The organism is Alkalicoccobacillus plakortidis (assembly GCF_023703085.1).
GTDB classification, from domain to species: Bacteria; Bacillota; Bacilli; order Bacillales; family Bacillaceae_D; genus Alkalicoccobacillus; species Alkalicoccobacillus plakortidis.
Genome location: NZ_JAMQJY010000001.1, coordinates 1,162,574 through 1,177,810, shown reverse-complemented (window position 1 = coordinate 1,177,810; position 15,237 = coordinate 1,162,574). Strand labels below are relative to the sequence as shown.

The window sequence follows — 15,237 nt, the reverse complement described above, 5'->3', positions numbered from 1 at the left end:
TAGAAACGGCCGTTTGGTCCACTTCATCGCACCAAGCTTTTTGTTTGGCACAACCTGATTATCCTTTGTTTTAATTTACTGCCGGTTCTTCCGCTTGATGGTGGAAGAATTGTTCAGCTTTGGTTTATGGATCGCTTGGGCATATAAAAAAGCGCACCATGCTTCTTTAATTAGTTCCATTTGTGCCTTATTTCTAATGATACTCGCTGCTTTAATTTTGCCTTTTCATTTAAATTTATATATCGTGATCCTGTTTCTTCTGATTAATAATTATCTCGAATGGAAACAGCGACACTATCGGTTTATGCGATTTTTAACAGAAAGAGATCAGATACCTATTCATTCATCCTCTAACTTGGTATTAAACGTGTCGCCAGATCTTCATGTGCGTGATGCAGTGAGGCTGCTTCGACGAGGACACACTCACTTATTTTCACTTCATTCAAACAAACAACAAGTGCCAGAGAAGGCTTTATTACAAGCGTTATTTGACCGAAGATTAACTGTTCCGATCAGTACATTGATTAATGGACCTCCACGTATAAATTCTGCCCAAACTAAGGTACAATAACGGGAGATATGTAAAGACGGGAGTGTCTTCTTAGTGAAGAAACTAGTATTAAACGCAGCGACACGTGAACAAAGAGCTGCTGTTATTGAGAATGAACAGATTATAGAGTTAATGATTGATCAACCAAACCAAGACCGGGTAGTAGGGAATATCTATAAAGCAAGAGTAGAGAAGGTTCTACCAGGTATGCAAGCTGCTTTTGTCAATATCGGTAGAGAGAAAAATGCTTTTTTGTATCGAGATGATGTTTTAAAGTATTATCTCAGTGAAGAAGAAGCAGAAAAGAAAAAAAACAAAAGCATTTCGCACTATGTTCACCAAGGTGAGGAACTAATTGTGCAGGTAACAAAAGAAGAAATCGGCACAAAAGGCTGTAGAGTGACTAATGTGGTCACGGTGCCTGGACATCATTTAGTTTACTTGCCTCATAGTCAATACATTGCCATCTCAAAGCGATTTCAATCGAGTGAGAGTCGTGAAGCATGGCGAGTTGCCGCTGAAAAATGGACAGATGAATCAGAGGGATTAATTTTACGGACAGCTGCCGAAAAAGAAAGCGAAGAGACGATTCAAGCGGAATTAAACGTCTTAAGGCAAAGCTTCCAGGAGTCAATGGAAGAAGCCAAAGACAAACGTGTTCCTTCTATTATTATGCAAGCACCGGACTTTATTGAGCAAACGATTAGAGACTATTCATCAGAGGGTTTAGCTGAAATTGTAGTGGACGATCTCAAAGTAAAGCAGCGTATTGACCGATTATTATCACTAATACGGTTACCATCTGTTCGCACATCACTATTTCGTGGTAAGCAGAACATTTTTACGGAATATGGTGTGGATCGACAACTTGATCTAGCGACACGTAGACAAATTTGGTTAAAAAGTGGAGCGTTTCTTGTGTTTGATCAAACAGAGGCGCTTACTGTAATCGATGTGAATAGTGGAAAGTTCACTGGTAAAACAAAGCTTGAAGATACCGTTTTAAAGGTCAATCTTGAAGCTGTACAAGAGATTGCCAGACAGCTGAGGTTACGCGATTTAGGTGGAATCATTTTAATTGATTTTATCGATCTACGAAAAGAAGACCATAAGCTAGAACTGACAAAAGCATTGGAGAAAGAATTAAAAAAAGATCGTACGCAAACGAGTGTGAGAGGACTTACTAAACTGGGACTGATGGAGCTTACCCGTAAAAAAGTTAAAGAAAGCTTACGGAATAGTTTATCAACAGATTGTCCAGTTTGCAGGGGTACAGGTTATGTTTTGTCTATGGAGTCTCTTGCTTTTAAAATTGAACGAGAGTTATGGGAATACCGCGAACAAGTGGAGGCGGTGGTCATTGAGATACCGATACCTGTTCGACAAATTCTTTTTGGTCATTCAAACGTTCATAAAACTCGCTTAGAGCAAGCGCTCGGTTTTCACATTTATAGCGTAGAAGAGCAGCAATCTCATACACATACGTATCGATTTGTATACGTTGGAGAAAAAGCGGAGGCAGAGCGTATTCTGCAAGGCTTATAGTATGAATCTAGGCAGCGAAATGTTATTGACTTCATAATTTTGTTTGTGCTATGATGGGTAATGTTAGTGATTTGGTTGCACCCAAAGAACTACAACCGCGCGGAACAGGTTCAAATAGGAGATTCCTTACCTGAAATGGCGAGTCTGAGTATATAAGGAGGTGCAGATATGTACGCAATTATTGAAACAGGCGGAAAGCAGTTGAAGGTTCAAGCTGGAGACACGATTTACATCGAAAAGCTTTTTGCAGATGTTGATGAAGTTGTAACGTTTGACAAAGTTCTTTTTGTTAGCGGAGACGAAACGAAAGTTGGAGCTCCATTAGTAGCAGGTGCTTCAGTTACAGGTAAAGTTGAAAAACATGGCCGTGACAAGAAAATCATCGTTTACAAAATGAAAGCAAAGAAAAACTACCGTCGTAAGCAAGGTCATCGTCAGCCATACACTAAAGTAGTGATCGACGCTATTAACGTGTAAGGGATAGACATGATTAATGTTAGTATAAATCGACACTCAACAGGTCGCATTGTATCTTTTTCAATGTCTGGGCATGCTGAATCAGGTCCTTATGGATACGATATTGTATGTGCCGGAGCTTCTGCTGTCTCAATTGGAGCAGTAAATGCTGTTCAGGTGTTATGCCAAACAGAGCTTATTGTTGACATGCAGGATAACGGAGGTTATTTAAGTTGTACAGTACCTGAGTCTTTGAATCAGGAGCAGCATAGAGATGTGCAGCTGTTGCTTGAAGGTATGGTTCTTTCTCTTAAATCAATCGAAGAAGAATATGAAGCATTCATATCCATAACGGACAGGAGGTGAATTTTCATGTTGAAAATGAATCTGCAATTTTTCGCATCCAAAAAAGGTGTAGGTAGTACAAAGAACGGTCGTGACTCTCAGTCTAAACGTCTTGGTACTAAGCGCGCGGATGGTCAGTCTGTTTCAGGCGGAAGCATCCTTGTTCGTCAACGTGGTACACGTATCTACCCTGGAACGAATGTAGGAAAAGGTGGAGATGACACTCTTTTTGCGAAAGTGGACGGCGTTGTGAAATTCGAACGTGTTGGTCGTGATCGTAAACAAGTTAGTGTATATCCAGGATCTTAATAAGAAAAGCTCTATCACTTAGGTGATAGAGCTTTTTGATTAGATTCGAAGTGTGCCCATACATATGAGTCTAAAGGCTCAAAAAACGATAAAAATGGATGAGTAACAGGGAATTCTATTACTATTAAGTAAATAATGTAAAAACACTACTACCTTTAGGCTGTTAAAAGAGTATTTTCCTAAATCCTCTGTTAAAAGCGATTGATGTGATATAAAATAAAAGTGCATACAATGAGTCGCTAGTCACTCCCGTTTTTATGGAAAATGTATCTCAATTGTAGCAAAAAACGCAGAAAAAGATTGAATAGAAGGAGTTGTGAGGGTATATGAAATCAACAGGTATTGTACGTAAGTTAGATCAACTTGGTAGAATTGTTATCCCAAAAGAATTAAGAAATATGCTTGAAATTGAAATTAAAACACCTCTAGCTATTTTAGTCGACGGGGAACAAATCATCCTTGAAAAGTACCAGCCTTATCGTGCGTGTATGGTAACTGGTGAAAGCTCTGATGACAATATTTCATTAGCAAATGGACATATTATCTTAAGCCCAGAAGGCGCAGATAAAGTAATGAATGAATTAAAACAATATATGGAACAAAAGTAAACCTGTCTGACTGGCTTTCTTTGAAAGTCAGTCTAAAAACAATTCAATACTTCGGCACACGAAATAATGCGATAGAGCGAATGAAGGGACGTTGAGTAATGAAAGCCTATATCAATGTAAATGCATGGACTGGAACGACATACATAGAAAAAGCAAGTCTACTAGTGGATAGTGGTCAAATCCAAACGATTGGAACAGATATTATCATTCCAAATGATGCAGAAATTATCGATCTAGATGGAAAATTTGTCACACCGGGTCTAATTGATGTACATACACATCTTGGAGTACATCCAGAAGGATTAGGTAGTGCAGGACATGATTTTAATGAGACGTCTGCAGCATCGACTCCTTATGTACGTTCATTGGATGGTCTTAGTCCACAGGATAACGGATTTGCCGAAGCACGAAAAAATGGTGTGACAACTGTACAAGTTTTACCAGGAAGTGCAAATGTTATTGGTGGAGAAATGGTTGCGGTAAAAACCGTTGGTACAGTAGCAGATCAAATGGTTATTAAAAGCCCTTCAGGAATGAAAGCCGCACTTGGAGAAAATCCTAAAAGAGTTCATGGTTCAAAAGGAAAAGCAGCTGTTACTCGTATGGGTGTTGCGGGTTTGCTGCGTCAAGAGCTGATGCGTGCTGAGGATTATAATAAAGGATTGGAAAATCAAACGATCAACAGCCGTGATCTTGGCTTGGAACAGCTAGCTAAGGTCATACGACGTGAAATTCCTTTAAGAGTTCACGCACACCGAGCAGACGATATCGTAACGAGTATTAGAATAAAGAATGAATTTAATATTGATATTACGATTGAGCATTGTACAGAAGGACATCTATTAATCGACTTTTTGTTTGAGAATCAAGTACCTATTGCAGTTGGTCCAACGATGTCAGCTAAGTCAAAACAGGAGCTCGCAAATAAAGCGTGGGATACGATGGTGTTATTTGAACAACACAACATTCCTTTTGCTATCACTACCGATCATCCGGTTGTCACAATTGATCATCTATTAACAACTGCTAAAACAGCAGTTAATCATGGATTATCTGAAGAAACAGCATTACGTGCAATGACAAGTCAGGCGGCTATTCATATTGGACTAGAAAATCAAGTTGGGTCGCTTAAAGAGGGACTTGATGCAGATTTTGTTATATGGAGTGAATCTCCGTTTCACTTAATGGCAAAGGTTGAACAGACGATTATAAATGGTAAAACTGTATACTCTCAAAAGAGTGAATAGGTTTAATTTGTAGCAGGAAGGATATACTAAAAAGGAGGGCAAATTTGTTTGAATAAGACAAATTGTTTTCCTTTCTTTTTTTAATGCCGTAAATCGGTTATACTAGAGGTAGTAAAAATGAAAGAGTTTAAAGCAGGGAGGGCTTACAGGTGGGACACCTGGATTTCTTAAATGATGCTGAATCTGCTAATGTTAAGCGCTTACAACAAAGAGTTGTGGAATCAAACGATGAACGATTGCGAAAACGTTCTATTACTCAAATTATATTAATCATTGAACGAGCTAGATTACGTGATCAATGTGAACATTGTAATGTATAATTAGCGAACAGATAAAAGCAACGTGCCACCTTAAAAGGTGGTTTTTGTTTTTTTGGAGGGAATCGCTATGACTCAGAATAAGCAGCTGACAAACAAATTAATTGAAATCTGCAAAAAGAGAATGGAACCCTATCCTTGTGATGGCTTCTTAATGGGTAAAGGAAACACAAATGCAAGCATTATGTTTGTAGGAGAAGCCCCTGGACGACAAGAGGTTATTGAAAACAAACCATTTATCGGGAAATCAGGTGCTGTGATGGATCAGTATTTTACCTGGCTTGGATTAACTCGAGAAGATGTATATATTACGAGTGTCATTAGAAGCAGACCTTACCGAAAGTTAAAACCAGGTGAGGAAAAAGAAATCGAAGCACGAGGAAACAGAACACCTAATCAGTCCGAGATTCTTGCACATGCCCCGTTACTCGATGCACAAATTGAAGATGTTAAGCCAAAGATTATTGTAACGCTAGGTGGTGTCGCGTTCCGAAGATTAACAGGAATGAAGGAACGATTAGTTGATATTCATGGAACACCTTTTACGACAAATATCTTAAAGCTCAAATCACTTGAAGACAAACGCTATATTTCATCGGAGGAGAGTTATATTGTCTTTCCTACTTTTCATCCTGCCTCGATATTCTATAATCCAAAGTTAAAACTAGTGATTGAAGAGGACATGAGAAAGTTACGAGAAATGATCTACTAGCAAAAAAGAAGTGGACACATTAGGTCCACTTCTTTTTTTGGTAATTTTATTTGTTATAGAAAGCAAGATCTTCACTAAGCTTCTGATTTAAATCGGTTAGACCTTCTGCTGCATGTGCCACATTTTGAATTGCGTTTCCTTGCTCATCAAGAGAAGCAGTTATTTCTTCTACAGAGGCGGCCGTTTCTTCAGATACACTTGAAGCATGTTCAACGGCTTCTGCAATGGTATTTGTATACAGAGTTACCTGACTTAATTCTTGCTCAAGTAATTGAATTGACGTAGAAGTCTCAGTGATTGCTGATTCAATTTCTACAAATTCTGTTGCCGTTTGTTTAACAACCTTGCTTAATTCGTCTGAATACGTAGAAGTCTCACCCATTAACAATACGGTCTTCTCTGTTTCCTTCTCAATGCCTTGGATCATCTCTTTTATATCATTTGTTCGCGCGTTTGCTTGTTCGGCTAGCTTTCTTACTTCACCAGCAACCACTGCAAATCCACGACCCTGCTCTCCAGCTCTTGCTGCTTCAATACTAGCATTAAGTGCTAATAGATTCGTTTCTTCAGCAATGTTTGTGATGACATCAGTAATTCGAGTGATGTCTTGAATTTTTAAATAGAGATTTGTAATACCTACACTAATTTTGTCTGATGCAGCTAATGATTTTTTATTTGATTCCTCAAGAGTTTGTACTTTTTCCTTTCCTTGTTTAACAGCGTGAGTGGAAAGGACGGTCGCTTGATTCATTGCCTCTTTTTGTTGATTCATCGCTTGAACGCTAGTGTTAAGATCAATTATTTGGTTGTTTGTTTTTTCTAAATGAGCTGCTTGCTCCTGAGTGCCCGTACTGATTTCATCGATTGCCCGTACAATTTCTTCGCTACTTGCAGAAGTTTCTTCTGAAATGGCAGATAATTCTGTTGCCTGATCAAGAAGCTGACTTCCTTTTTCTTGCAAGCTATTAATAAGACTACGTAATTGATTAGACATCGTATTAAATGCTTTTCCAAGCTGTCCTATTTCATCTTGACCTTCTGGAAGCTCCGTAAGGCTAATATCACCATCTGAAATTCGGTTTGCAGCTATTGCAATTTCTCCTAAGGTATTAATCTTTTTACGAATTAACATGTAACATACTAGGAATGCGGCTAGTGAAATAAAAGCTGTAATAGCTATAATAAGAGTTTGAAGTGTATGAATATCATCGTAAAATTCGCTCTCTGTTGCGGTCATACCAATGTTCCATTCCCACGGTTCGAAATAAGTCATATAAGCGATTTTTTTAATTACATCGCCATTCTGTTCAGTACGCTCGTAATTTGTATAGCGATCTTTAGATTTCTCTTCGGTAGCCGCTGCAACGAGCATCTTCTGCACAGTTGTATCAGCTGGTATGTCGCCAATTTCATTGGTTGGATGCAATTGGACAGTATAATCTGCTAAATAAGCAACCATATACCCATCATTTTTATATGAGAAATTGGACTGACTGATATCATAACCATTTTCATTTTGAGGGCCAGAAATAAGCTGGCGAGCTCGTTCTTGCGCTTCATCTAAAGTGAGTGAACCGTTTTCAACATCAGTTTGTAAAGATTCGAGTAATGACAATGAAGCATCAACTGAATTTTGAATATCTAATTTACCGGAATCTGTTAGTTGCTGCTTTGCGAGATAATAAGCTGATCCTCCAATAATTGAACCGGTTATAACAACAGCTATCATAATTAAAAGGGTAAGCTTACCTGAGATGCGATGTATTGACCATGTGTTTTTCTTCAACTTGTATCCCTCCATATTCCATTTATCGTCAGAAAATCTACCGATGTGAATAGCCCAAAAAAGTTTATTTTCACAGAGGAATTATCGATTTAATCATTGAATAATTATTCGTTTTCCTGTAATCTTATAAGTTGTAAATGAAGGAGAGTTCACATGGAAAATAACAACATATCTAATCGTAATAAACATGTTTTAGCATTCATTATCCCGTCTTTAATTGGCGCATTGCTTTTTTTGATCCCGTTACCAATAGGTGTTGATGGGCAATGGACAGTCCTAATTGCATACATATCTAGTAATCTAGAATCATTTGTGAGTGGGGTTATTACAGAAATATTAGCTGCTATCTTGTTACTATCGAGCATTGGAGCACTAATTGGAGTAACAGCAAAGCCAGAATGGATGACGAAGCAGCCCTTCCTTAAAGGTTTGTTTGTTATTCATCCTTTTTGGCTAATTATTCGCTTTCTAGGAGCTATCTTCGCAGTCTTAACGTTATTTGAAGTAGGGCCGGAAGTTATTATTGGAGTAGGAACTGGTCAGGAAGTCTTGTATAATCTCCTACCTGTTTTGGCTGTTTGGTCTTTTGTAATGGGAATGTTGCTTCCATTATTAATTGAGTTTGGCTTGATGGAGTGGCTTGGTACATTAGCTCAAAAGATCATGAGACCACTATTTAAGCTACCTGGACGAGCAGCTGTCGATTCAATGGCTTCTTGGATGGGGAATAACATGGTTAGTATTCTAATCACTATTAATCAATATGAATCAGGCTATTATTCAAAAAAAGAATCGGCTATTATCGTCACGAATTTTACGATCACATCGATTGGTTTTAGTTTAATCGTGGCTAGAATGCTTAACATTGAGAATCTGTTTCCACCATTTTATTTAACCGTATTAATCGCCGTTTTTGTGGCGGCAATTATTTGTCCTCGTATTCCTCCATTATCTAGAATGAGGAATGATTATTATGAGCCAGCAGGTAAACAAATTGTTGAAGAAGCACCTCAGGATATCTCTATTCCAAGATGGGCATTCCAAAAAGGTGTAGCTAAAGCATCAAAAGTGCCTACTGCTTCTGTTCTTGTGAAAAAAGGGTTGTTTAATGCAGCAGATATCTGGTTTGGCATGTTACCTCTTGTTATGGGTATTGGAACAATTGCGTTAATCATTGCAAATTTCACGCCGGTTTTTCAGATCATTTCATACCCGTTAATTCCTGTATTAGAATTGATGCAAATACCGGAGGCCTCCCAAGCAGCACCAGCTATGTTAATTGGTTTTGCGGATATGTTTTTGCCAACGATCCTTGGTTCAAACATTGAAAGTGAACTAACACGATTTGTAGTAGGAGCTGTTTCACTTACACAATTAATATATATGTCTGAAATTGGTGTCATGCTGATACGCTCAAGCATACCTGTAAACATAGGTCAGTTGTTCCTCATGTTTATCATTCGGACAGTTATTACGTTACCAATTGTTGTACTTATTGCTCATCTATTTGTATTTTAACGAGATACACTAGTAAGATGTGAAAGAGAAAAGGAAGTGATTACTATGTCAACTGAATGGACGAAATTAAGTGAAAAGATGCCGATTCGCTTAGCGCCAAGTATGGCTAAAGATCATCCTAACTTACCTGTTGTGAAGGAAGAGGGATGTTATTACTGGGGTGTGGATGGGAAGCAATACCTTGATTTCACCTCAGGGATTGCAGTGACAAATGTAGGACACAGACATCCAAAGGTTGTTGCTGCAATCAAGGATGCGGCCGATTACCTAACACATGGACCAATTGGTGTCATTCAATATGAATCCATCTTAAAACTAGCTGATGAGTTAGCTGAGATTATGCCTGGAGATCTGGATTGCTTTTTCTTTGGAAATAGTGGAACAGAGGCAATTGAAGGTGCATTAAAGCTTGCGCGTCATGTGACAAAGAAACCATTTGTCGTATCATTTATTGGAGGATTCCACGGGAGAACGCTTGGGTCAATGGCTATTAGTACGTCAAAAAGCAAATATCGCTCTCATCAACATGTAAGTGGAACGTATCAATTGCCATATTACAAGCCAGGTGATTCAGAGGAAGAAGCTATTCAGAAGCTGAACACAGCCGCTGAACAATTGTTTGCACATCAAGTGCTACCAAATGAAGTAGCTTGTATGATTTTAGAGCCTGTTCTTGGTGAAGGTGGTTATATCATCCCTCCAAAATCATGGTTACAGCGTATTCGTCAAATTTGCGATGAGCACGGAATTCTTCTAATTTTTGATGAAGTACAAACTGGTTTCGGTCGTACGGGTGAGTGGTTTGCCTCTCAAAGCTTTGAAGTAGTGCCGGATATCATGGCGGTAGCTAAGGGCATTGCATCAGGCATACCACTGAGTGCAACGGTTGCTAATCATAAGCTTATGCAACAATGGCCACTAGGTTCTCATGCGACTACCTTTGGTGGGACACCACTTGGGTGTGCAGCAGCGCTTGCTACGATTGAAGTTATTAAGGAAGAAAAATTACTTGAGAATACAAAAGTGGTCGGCGCATATGCAAGCAAGCAGCTAGAAGGGTTACAAAAGAAATACGCCCGCATAGGAAATGTTCGCTCTATCGGCTTAATGATCGGTATAGAAATCATTGATCCTGATACAGGTGTGGGTGACGGACAGGCGGCGATGGAGATTCTTGATCTTGCATTGCATGAAGGAGTCCTCTTTTATTTCAGTGGGAAGCATGGTGAGGTCATTCGCATGATTCCACCACTTACCGTAACAAAGGAACAGATTGATGAAGGATTAGCGAAGTTGGAGAGAGCTCTTATAGCATTTGAAAAGAAATAAAACAAAGAGGTTCTGTGTATACATACACAGGACCTCTTCTTTATATTGAATCGTTATTCGATTGCTAACGAAAGGTCGTAAAGAGATAAATCAATAGATGTTTCTTGTGAGAGTGCCATTTTAGCAAGTTCAGATCCGATATATGGTCCCATCGTTAATCCTGAAGCTCCTAGTCCATTCGCCACCAAAATTTGCGAGTATCCAGGCAGTTTCCCAATGACAGGTAGGAAGTTCGGTGTAAACGGTCTAAACCCAACTTTTACCGTGTTAACAGTGGCATCCGTTAGACCCGGAGCATGATGAAGCGCCTTATTTAATAATTCTAATGTTCCTCCAGCTGTTACACGTTGGTCAAAACCAACCTCATCTTCATGTGTTGAGCCCGCGACAATGTGACCGTTTGGAAAAGCAAGCAGATATTGATCTCCCTGTGGCATCACAACTGGCCATTCATCGGTTTCTTGGTCGTCAAGATCTACGTGTAAAATTTGAGCCTTTTGAGCAGTCACCTTAAATTGTATCCCTAGAGGGGAGAGCAGGGTATCCGCCCACGCCCCTGCAGTGATGATGATCGAATCTGCTTCATAAGTCGTCTCATCTACAAGAATATTGGTTTTCCCCTGTGTATCAAGCTCAATAGAAGCATCACCGTACACGATTTCTGCACCATGACGTTTTGCAGATCTTAATAACGCATCCTTTAGGGCAGCACCATCTACACGCGCTGCACCACTGACATGTACACCCTCAAGCCCCTCAGCTAACGGAGGAAAGAGCCTTTGAACATCACTACTAGACATACGAGTGATCTCACCGATCTCAGGAGCATCTACTTTTCGTTTCTCCGCACGTTTTACCAGGTCATCAAGTTTTTTGCTGTCAGAATGTAAGCTTAGTGCACCAACCTGTGCGTAACCAGTATAAGTTTCTCCTTCAGCCTTTAGCTCATTAATTAGCTCTGGATAATAGGCGGCGCCTGCTTTTACCAATGCATACCACGCCTTGTTTCTGCGTTGCGAGATCCATGGACAAATGATACCTGCAGCTGCTTGAGTGGCTTGTCCAGGTTCTTGTCGATCGATGATGGTCACACTCGCACCACCTTTAGCAAGCTTATAGGCAGTAGTTGCACCAAGAATTCCTGCTCCGATTATTATGTGTTTTTTCATTTGCGAGCTCCTTTTTCATGAACAAAATAAAAAAGGGGAGGCAGGCTCACCCTTTTAGTTGCTTTTCTAATTGATGTAATTCATTGGCTTTAAAAATGCCTTTTTCAGTAACGATTGCCGTAATAAGTGATTGATCCGTTACATCGAAGGCAGGATTATATGTCTTAACGCCTTTTGGTGCCATAGGTTCAGTATACCATTTTGACGTAATTTCTTCAGCCGATCGTTCTTCAATGATAATATCATTGCCACACGCGCATTCAAAATCAATCGTAGAAGTGGGGGCACATACGTAAAAAGGAATGCCGTAATGTTTGGCGAGAATCGCGACACCAGACGTCCCGATTTTGTTCGCAGTATCACCATTCTTAGCTACACGATCACACCCAACAAGAACGGCTTGTACTTTTCCTTCACTCATCACAATTGAAGCCATATTATCACAGATCAAGGTGACATCAATATTCGCTTCAGAGAGCTCCCAGGCTGTTAGGCGTGCACCTTGTAATAAAGGGCGAGTCTCATCAGCAAAAACCTTGAAGTCATAGCCTTTTTGTTGACCAAGATAGATCGGAGCTAGAGCTGTGCCATATTTGGATGTGGCGATAGTACCGGCATTACAATGGGTTAGAATACCGTAACCTGGTTTAAGAAGAGTTAGTGCATGTTCCCCAATCGCTTCACAAATTTGCTCGTCCTCTAAACGGATGGATTCAGCCTCATCCTTTAAACCATTTAAAATGTCTGGTATAGAGCCATTAGATGCTAGCTCATCTTTAAACCGATTTTCCATACGATCTAATGCCCAAAATAAATTGACGGCAGTTGGACGAGAAGAGGCTAGATCATTTTTAATTTCTATAAAAGAGGTCCAAAGCTGGTCTGTCGTTTTGGACTCACTTTGTTTAGTACCAAGGTATACGCCATAAGCTGCGGCGATACCTATTGCAGGTGCCCCGCGTACCTTAAGTTGGACAATCGCATCCCATACTTCACTAGATGTCTTAAGTTCTTCATACACTTTCTGGTTGGCAGTAAGGTTTGATCTAAGATGAGCAAAGCCTCACCATCATCCGTTAATCGCACAGATTGTATCACATCAACAAGTTGAGTCATTCTACTCACTCTCCTCAGGCATTCTCACTTATTACACGAGTAAAGTCTTCCCCGTGAAAGAAGTCTTGCCTATTTAAAATAAACACTTTCGCTGCTTTTAAGCAAGCAATTTCAGCTGTTGCTCGTTTGTCAGCGTCAGTAATGTCAGTAAGGTCCTGAACTGGGGCAAGGCCAATAACTCTGCGCGCAAGCTCAAGACCGACAACAGCAGCTGTATCGGCAAGCAAATCTTCAAGATAAAATTCTAAAAAGCCAGGATACTCTGCAACTCGTTCTGTTACTTGATCATAAAAAGCATCAATAAACTTCTCTTTAAATTGATCAATAATTTGTTGAATCGTAGTAAGGATATACCCTGTATAATGACTACGCTCGGTTGGGTCCTCAATGGTTTGTTCACCATTTACAAAAGCAAAGATCAGGTTCGCAATAATATTGCCGATATCATAACCCGCTTGTCCATAAAAGGCGAACTCAGCATCAATCACCTTCGTCTGGTCATTCGTCACAAAGATCGAGCCTGTGTGAAAATCACCATGAATAAGAGACTGTGCTTTAGTAAGGAACTGAAATTTGAGCTTTGCTGTTTCTAAAGCAAGCGACTCATCACTCCAAATTTCCTCACGAACAAAAGGAAGTGTTCCTTCAAATACTTCATTTCGTGGGCAGTCATAAAATGGTTCTGTATAGACAAGATCCTCTGTTATTTCGCAGAGCTCAGGATTAATAAAGGCTTTCACTTGATCTTTCTTTTCCTTATGACCAAGAACCAAGTCAGATGTGGAAAGAAGTGTACGGACCAAAAAAGTGGAAAGATGATCGGCAAGGTTAGGGAAAGTCTGATGGCTTAAAAAGGCCTTTCGTAAAATCGTAAAGTCAGACAAATCCTCCATTACCGTGCAGTTCATAATTGGATCATAGTGGTACACCTCAGGAACAAATTCGGGTGTGAGCTGCCCTTGTATCTTTAGGATATCGTGTTCAATTCTGTTCCGGTCAGGAGATACTTTAAATTCATCTGAAATTCTTGCAACAGGACCTGCTTGTTTGATAATAACAGATTGGAAAGTTTTCCGATCAACTAAACGGAATACATAATTTAAATTACCATCCCCAATCTCTTCACATGAGAGCATTGCATCTTCTGGAAAGATAGAAAGCTGAGTTTTGGCATATGTAATGGCATCAGCCTCGGTCATGGTAAAGTAGGTTTCAGTAAAGGTTGTCATTTGAATTCCTCCATTTACTTAAATTTGTAATACGTAATTGCTAACGCTAGGGCTAGAACTGCTCCTTTTACGATATCCATGGCATAGTATGGGACACTCATCATAACAAGTCCGTTAGCTAGAATTCCGATTAACACAGCTCCAACAAATGTTCCAATTGCATTTGGTTTACCTGCTCCAAAAACAGCAAATCCAATAAACGATGCCGCAACTGCGTCCATTAAATAGGGACCACCCGCATTTATTTCAGCTGTCATCACTCGAGAGGCTAGGACAATCCCACCTAATGCTGCAAAAAAAGCGGAGAGCAGATATGCAATCACTTTATACTTATTTACTGCAATGCCAGAAAGTCTGGCAGCTTCTTCATTTCCGCCAATGATATAAAGGCTGCGGCCATGTTTGGTATACGTTAAAAAGATATGAACAACAACAACACACGCTACCATGATTAAAATGATGTATGGAACCTGACCAATTTTAGCGAAAAAGGGACTAATCGTACCCTCTGCATAACTTCCATTAGACATAATCATATTTTCAGATATGGTGGCGCCTCTTGTGTAGGTTAAGGCGACACCTTGAATGATAAACATCATCGCTAAGGTTAGTAGGAGATCGGGAATTTTAATTTTTACGATTAAAAAGGCATTAAGTGCACCAACAAGAAGTGCGGCAGCAATGGCTGCACCAATTGCAATAACGGGTGTTTGTGAATACCAAACAAACATCGAAATGACCATTGCATTTGAAAGAGAGGCGACTGAGCCAACCGATAAATCAAACCCTCCAACTGAGAGGGAGATGGTGATGCCAATCGCAATAATTGTGACAATGGAGATAGAGCGAAGGATGGTCACAATATTACTCGTTTGCAGGAACGATGGATTTGCGGCAGAGAATCCAACAATTAATAAAACGATTAGAATAACCGTTCCGTATTTATATAAAAAACGAAATAAGTCAAAAGATGAAGTTTGTTTCACTTCAGGTTCAGCCAT

General features: G+C 39.7%; 16 protein-coding genes, 1 pseudogene and 1 other annotated feature. Of the genes and pseudogenes, 12 read left to right on the top strand and 5 right to left on the bottom strand.

The annotated features are described in order from the left end of the window. The first annotated feature begins 54 nt into the window (after nucleotides 1-54). The 10 genes from NDM98_RS24575 to NDM98_RS06365 all read left to right on the top strand — a co-directional run bounded on the left by NDM98_RS24575 (nucleotide 55) and on the right by NDM98_RS06365 (nucleotide 6,089). Entirely contained in the window at nucleotides 55-147 is a 93-nt protein-coding gene (locus NDM98_RS24575; protein WP_373370394.1) for a hypothetical protein, read from the top strand. Beyond that, the gene (locus tag NDM98_RS06405) at nucleotides 110-571 is read left to right on the top strand and encodes a hypothetical protein (RefSeq protein WP_251605503.1); all 462 of its coding nucleotides are present in this window, start codon (nucleotides 110-112) and stop codon (nucleotides 569-571) included. The genes NDM98_RS24575 and NDM98_RS06405 overlap by 38 nt, the downstream gene beginning before the upstream one ends. Before the next feature lie 33 nt (nucleotides 572-604). Then, nucleotides 605-2,095, top strand: a complete 1,491-nt coding sequence (locus tag NDM98_RS06400; protein ID WP_251605500.1) for an Rne/Rng family ribonuclease — start codon at nucleotides 605-607, stop codon at nucleotides 2,093-2,095. A gap of 83 nt (nucleotides 2,096-2,178) precedes the next feature. Next, nucleotides 2,179-2,251: a sequence feature (ribosomal protein L21 leader region), on the top strand. Nucleotides 2,252-2,263: 12 nt separating this feature from the next. Then, complete coding sequence (gene rplU, locus NDM98_RS06395; protein ID WP_251605498.1) at nucleotides 2,264-2,572, top strand: 50S ribosomal protein L21; 309 nt, start codon at nucleotides 2,264-2,266, stop codon at nucleotides 2,570-2,572. A 9-nt stretch (nucleotides 2,573-2,581) separates the two neighbouring features. Further along, a complete protein-coding gene (locus tag NDM98_RS06390; RefSeq protein WP_251605495.1) occupies nucleotides 2,582-2,917 on the top strand; it encodes a ribosomal-processing cysteine protease Prp in 336 nt (111 codons plus the stop codon). Between the two features lie 6 nt (nucleotides 2,918-2,923). Next, the gene (gene rpmA / locus NDM98_RS06385; protein WP_251605493.1) at nucleotides 2,924-3,205 is read left to right on the top strand and encodes a 50S ribosomal protein L27; all 282 of its coding nucleotides are present in this window, start codon (nucleotides 2,924-2,926) and stop codon (nucleotides 3,203-3,205) included. 326 nt (nucleotides 3,206-3,531) lie between these two features. Beyond that, nucleotides 3,532-3,813: an AbrB/MazE/SpoVT family DNA-binding domain-containing protein gene (locus NDM98_RS06380; RefSeq protein ID WP_251605491.1), complete on the top strand. Its 282-nt coding sequence runs from the start codon at nucleotides 3,532-3,534 to the stop codon at nucleotides 3,811-3,813. 98 nt (nucleotides 3,814-3,911) lie between these two features. Continuing rightward, on the top strand, nucleotides 3,912-5,060 hold the full coding sequence (locus tag NDM98_RS06375) for an amidohydrolase (RefSeq protein ID WP_251605489.1): 1,149 nt from the start codon (nucleotides 3,912-3,914) through the stop codon (nucleotides 5,058-5,060). Between the two features lie 149 nt (nucleotides 5,061-5,209). After that, complete coding sequence (locus tag NDM98_RS06370) at nucleotides 5,210-5,380, top strand: hypothetical protein (RefSeq protein ID WP_251605487.1); 171 nt, start codon at nucleotides 5,210-5,212, stop codon at nucleotides 5,378-5,380. A gap of 67 nt (nucleotides 5,381-5,447) precedes the next feature. Beyond that, nucleotides 5,448-6,089, top strand: coding sequence for a uracil-DNA glycosylase (locus NDM98_RS06365; protein WP_251605486.1), 642 nt, complete (start codon nucleotides 5,448-5,450; stop codon nucleotides 6,087-6,089). Nucleotides 6,090-6,135: 46 nt separating this feature from the next. Here NDM98_RS06365 and NDM98_RS06360 read toward each other — a convergent pair whose 3' ends face one another. After that, on the bottom strand, nucleotides 6,136-7,875 hold the full coding sequence (locus NDM98_RS06360; protein WP_251605485.1) for a methyl-accepting chemotaxis protein: 1,740 nt from the start codon (nucleotides 7,873-7,875) through the stop codon (nucleotides 6,136-6,138). 153 nt (nucleotides 7,876-8,028) lie between these two features. On the opposite strand from NDM98_RS06360, the gene NDM98_RS06355 reads away from it, so the two are divergent. Next, nucleotides 8,029-9,393 (top strand): YjiH family protein, encoded by a 1,365-nt coding sequence (locus tag NDM98_RS06355; RefSeq protein ID WP_251605484.1) that lies wholly within the window; start codon nucleotides 8,029-8,031, stop codon nucleotides 9,391-9,393. A 45-nt stretch (nucleotides 9,394-9,438) separates the two neighbouring features. Then, nucleotides 9,439-10,722, top strand: coding sequence for an aspartate aminotransferase family protein (locus NDM98_RS06350; RefSeq protein WP_251605483.1), 1,284 nt, complete (start codon nucleotides 9,439-9,441; stop codon nucleotides 10,720-10,722). Between the two features lie 53 nt (nucleotides 10,723-10,775). Here the strand turns inward: NDM98_RS06350 and NDM98_RS06345 are convergent, their stop codons facing one another. The 4 genes and pseudogenes from NDM98_RS06345 to NDM98_RS06330 form a co-directional block, all read right to left on the bottom strand. After that, the gene (locus NDM98_RS06345) at nucleotides 10,776-11,891 is read right to left on the bottom strand and encodes an NAD(P)/FAD-dependent oxidoreductase (protein ID WP_251605482.1); all 1,116 of its coding nucleotides are present in this window, start codon (nucleotides 11,889-11,891) and stop codon (nucleotides 10,776-10,778) included. Nucleotides 11,892-11,937: 46 nt separating this feature from the next. After that, nucleotides 11,938-13,007: pseudogene (gene mtnA, locus NDM98_RS06340) on the bottom strand (S-methyl-5-thioribose-1-phosphate isomerase). 14 nt (nucleotides 13,008-13,021) lie between these two features. Then, nucleotides 13,022-14,236, bottom strand: a complete 1,215-nt coding sequence (mtnK, locus tag NDM98_RS06335) for an S-methyl-5-thioribose kinase (protein WP_251605481.1) — start codon at nucleotides 14,234-14,236, stop codon at nucleotides 13,022-13,024. A 14-nt stretch (nucleotides 14,237-14,250) separates the two neighbouring features. Continuing rightward, nucleotides 14,251-15,237, bottom strand: coding sequence for an ABC transporter permease (locus tag NDM98_RS06330; RefSeq protein ID WP_251605478.1), 987 nt, complete (start codon nucleotides 15,235-15,237; stop codon nucleotides 14,251-14,253).

Coding starts and splice junctions, on each gene's coding strand:
- NDM98_RS06345 (WP_251605482.1), bottom strand. CDS start 11,891: ATGAAAAAACACATAATAATCGGAGCAGGAATTCTTGGTGCAACTACT.
- NDM98_RS06390 (WP_251605495.1), top strand. CDS start 2,582: ATGATTAATGTTAGTATAAATCGACACTCAACAGGTCGCATTGTATCT.
- mtnK (WP_251605481.1), bottom strand. CDS start 14,236: ATGACAACCTTTACTGAAACCTACTTTACCATGACCGAGGCTGATGCC.
- NDM98_RS06375 (WP_251605489.1), top strand. CDS start 3,912: ATGAAAGCCTATATCAATGTAAATGCATGGACTGGAACGACATACATA.
- NDM98_RS06355 (WP_251605484.1), top strand. CDS start 8,029: ATGGAAAATAACAACATATCTAATCGTAATAAACATGTTTTAGCATTC.
- NDM98_RS06350 (WP_251605483.1), top strand. CDS start 9,439: ATGTCAACTGAATGGACGAAATTAAGTGAAAAGATGCCGATTCGCTTA.
- NDM98_RS06330 (WP_251605478.1), bottom strand. CDS start 15,237: ATGGCTGAACCTGAAGTGAAACAAACTTCATCTTTTGACTTATTTCGT.
- NDM98_RS06380 (WP_251605491.1), top strand. CDS start 3,532: ATGAAATCAACAGGTATTGTACGTAAGTTAGATCAACTTGGTAGAATT.
- rplU (WP_251605498.1), top strand. CDS start 2,264: ATGTACGCAATTATTGAAACAGGCGGAAAGCAGTTGAAGGTTCAAGCT.
- NDM98_RS06365 (WP_251605486.1), top strand. CDS start 5,448: ATGACTCAGAATAAGCAGCTGACAAACAAATTAATTGAAATCTGCAAA.
- rpmA (WP_251605493.1), top strand. CDS start 2,924: ATGTTGAAAATGAATCTGCAATTTTTCGCATCCAAAAAAGGTGTAGGT.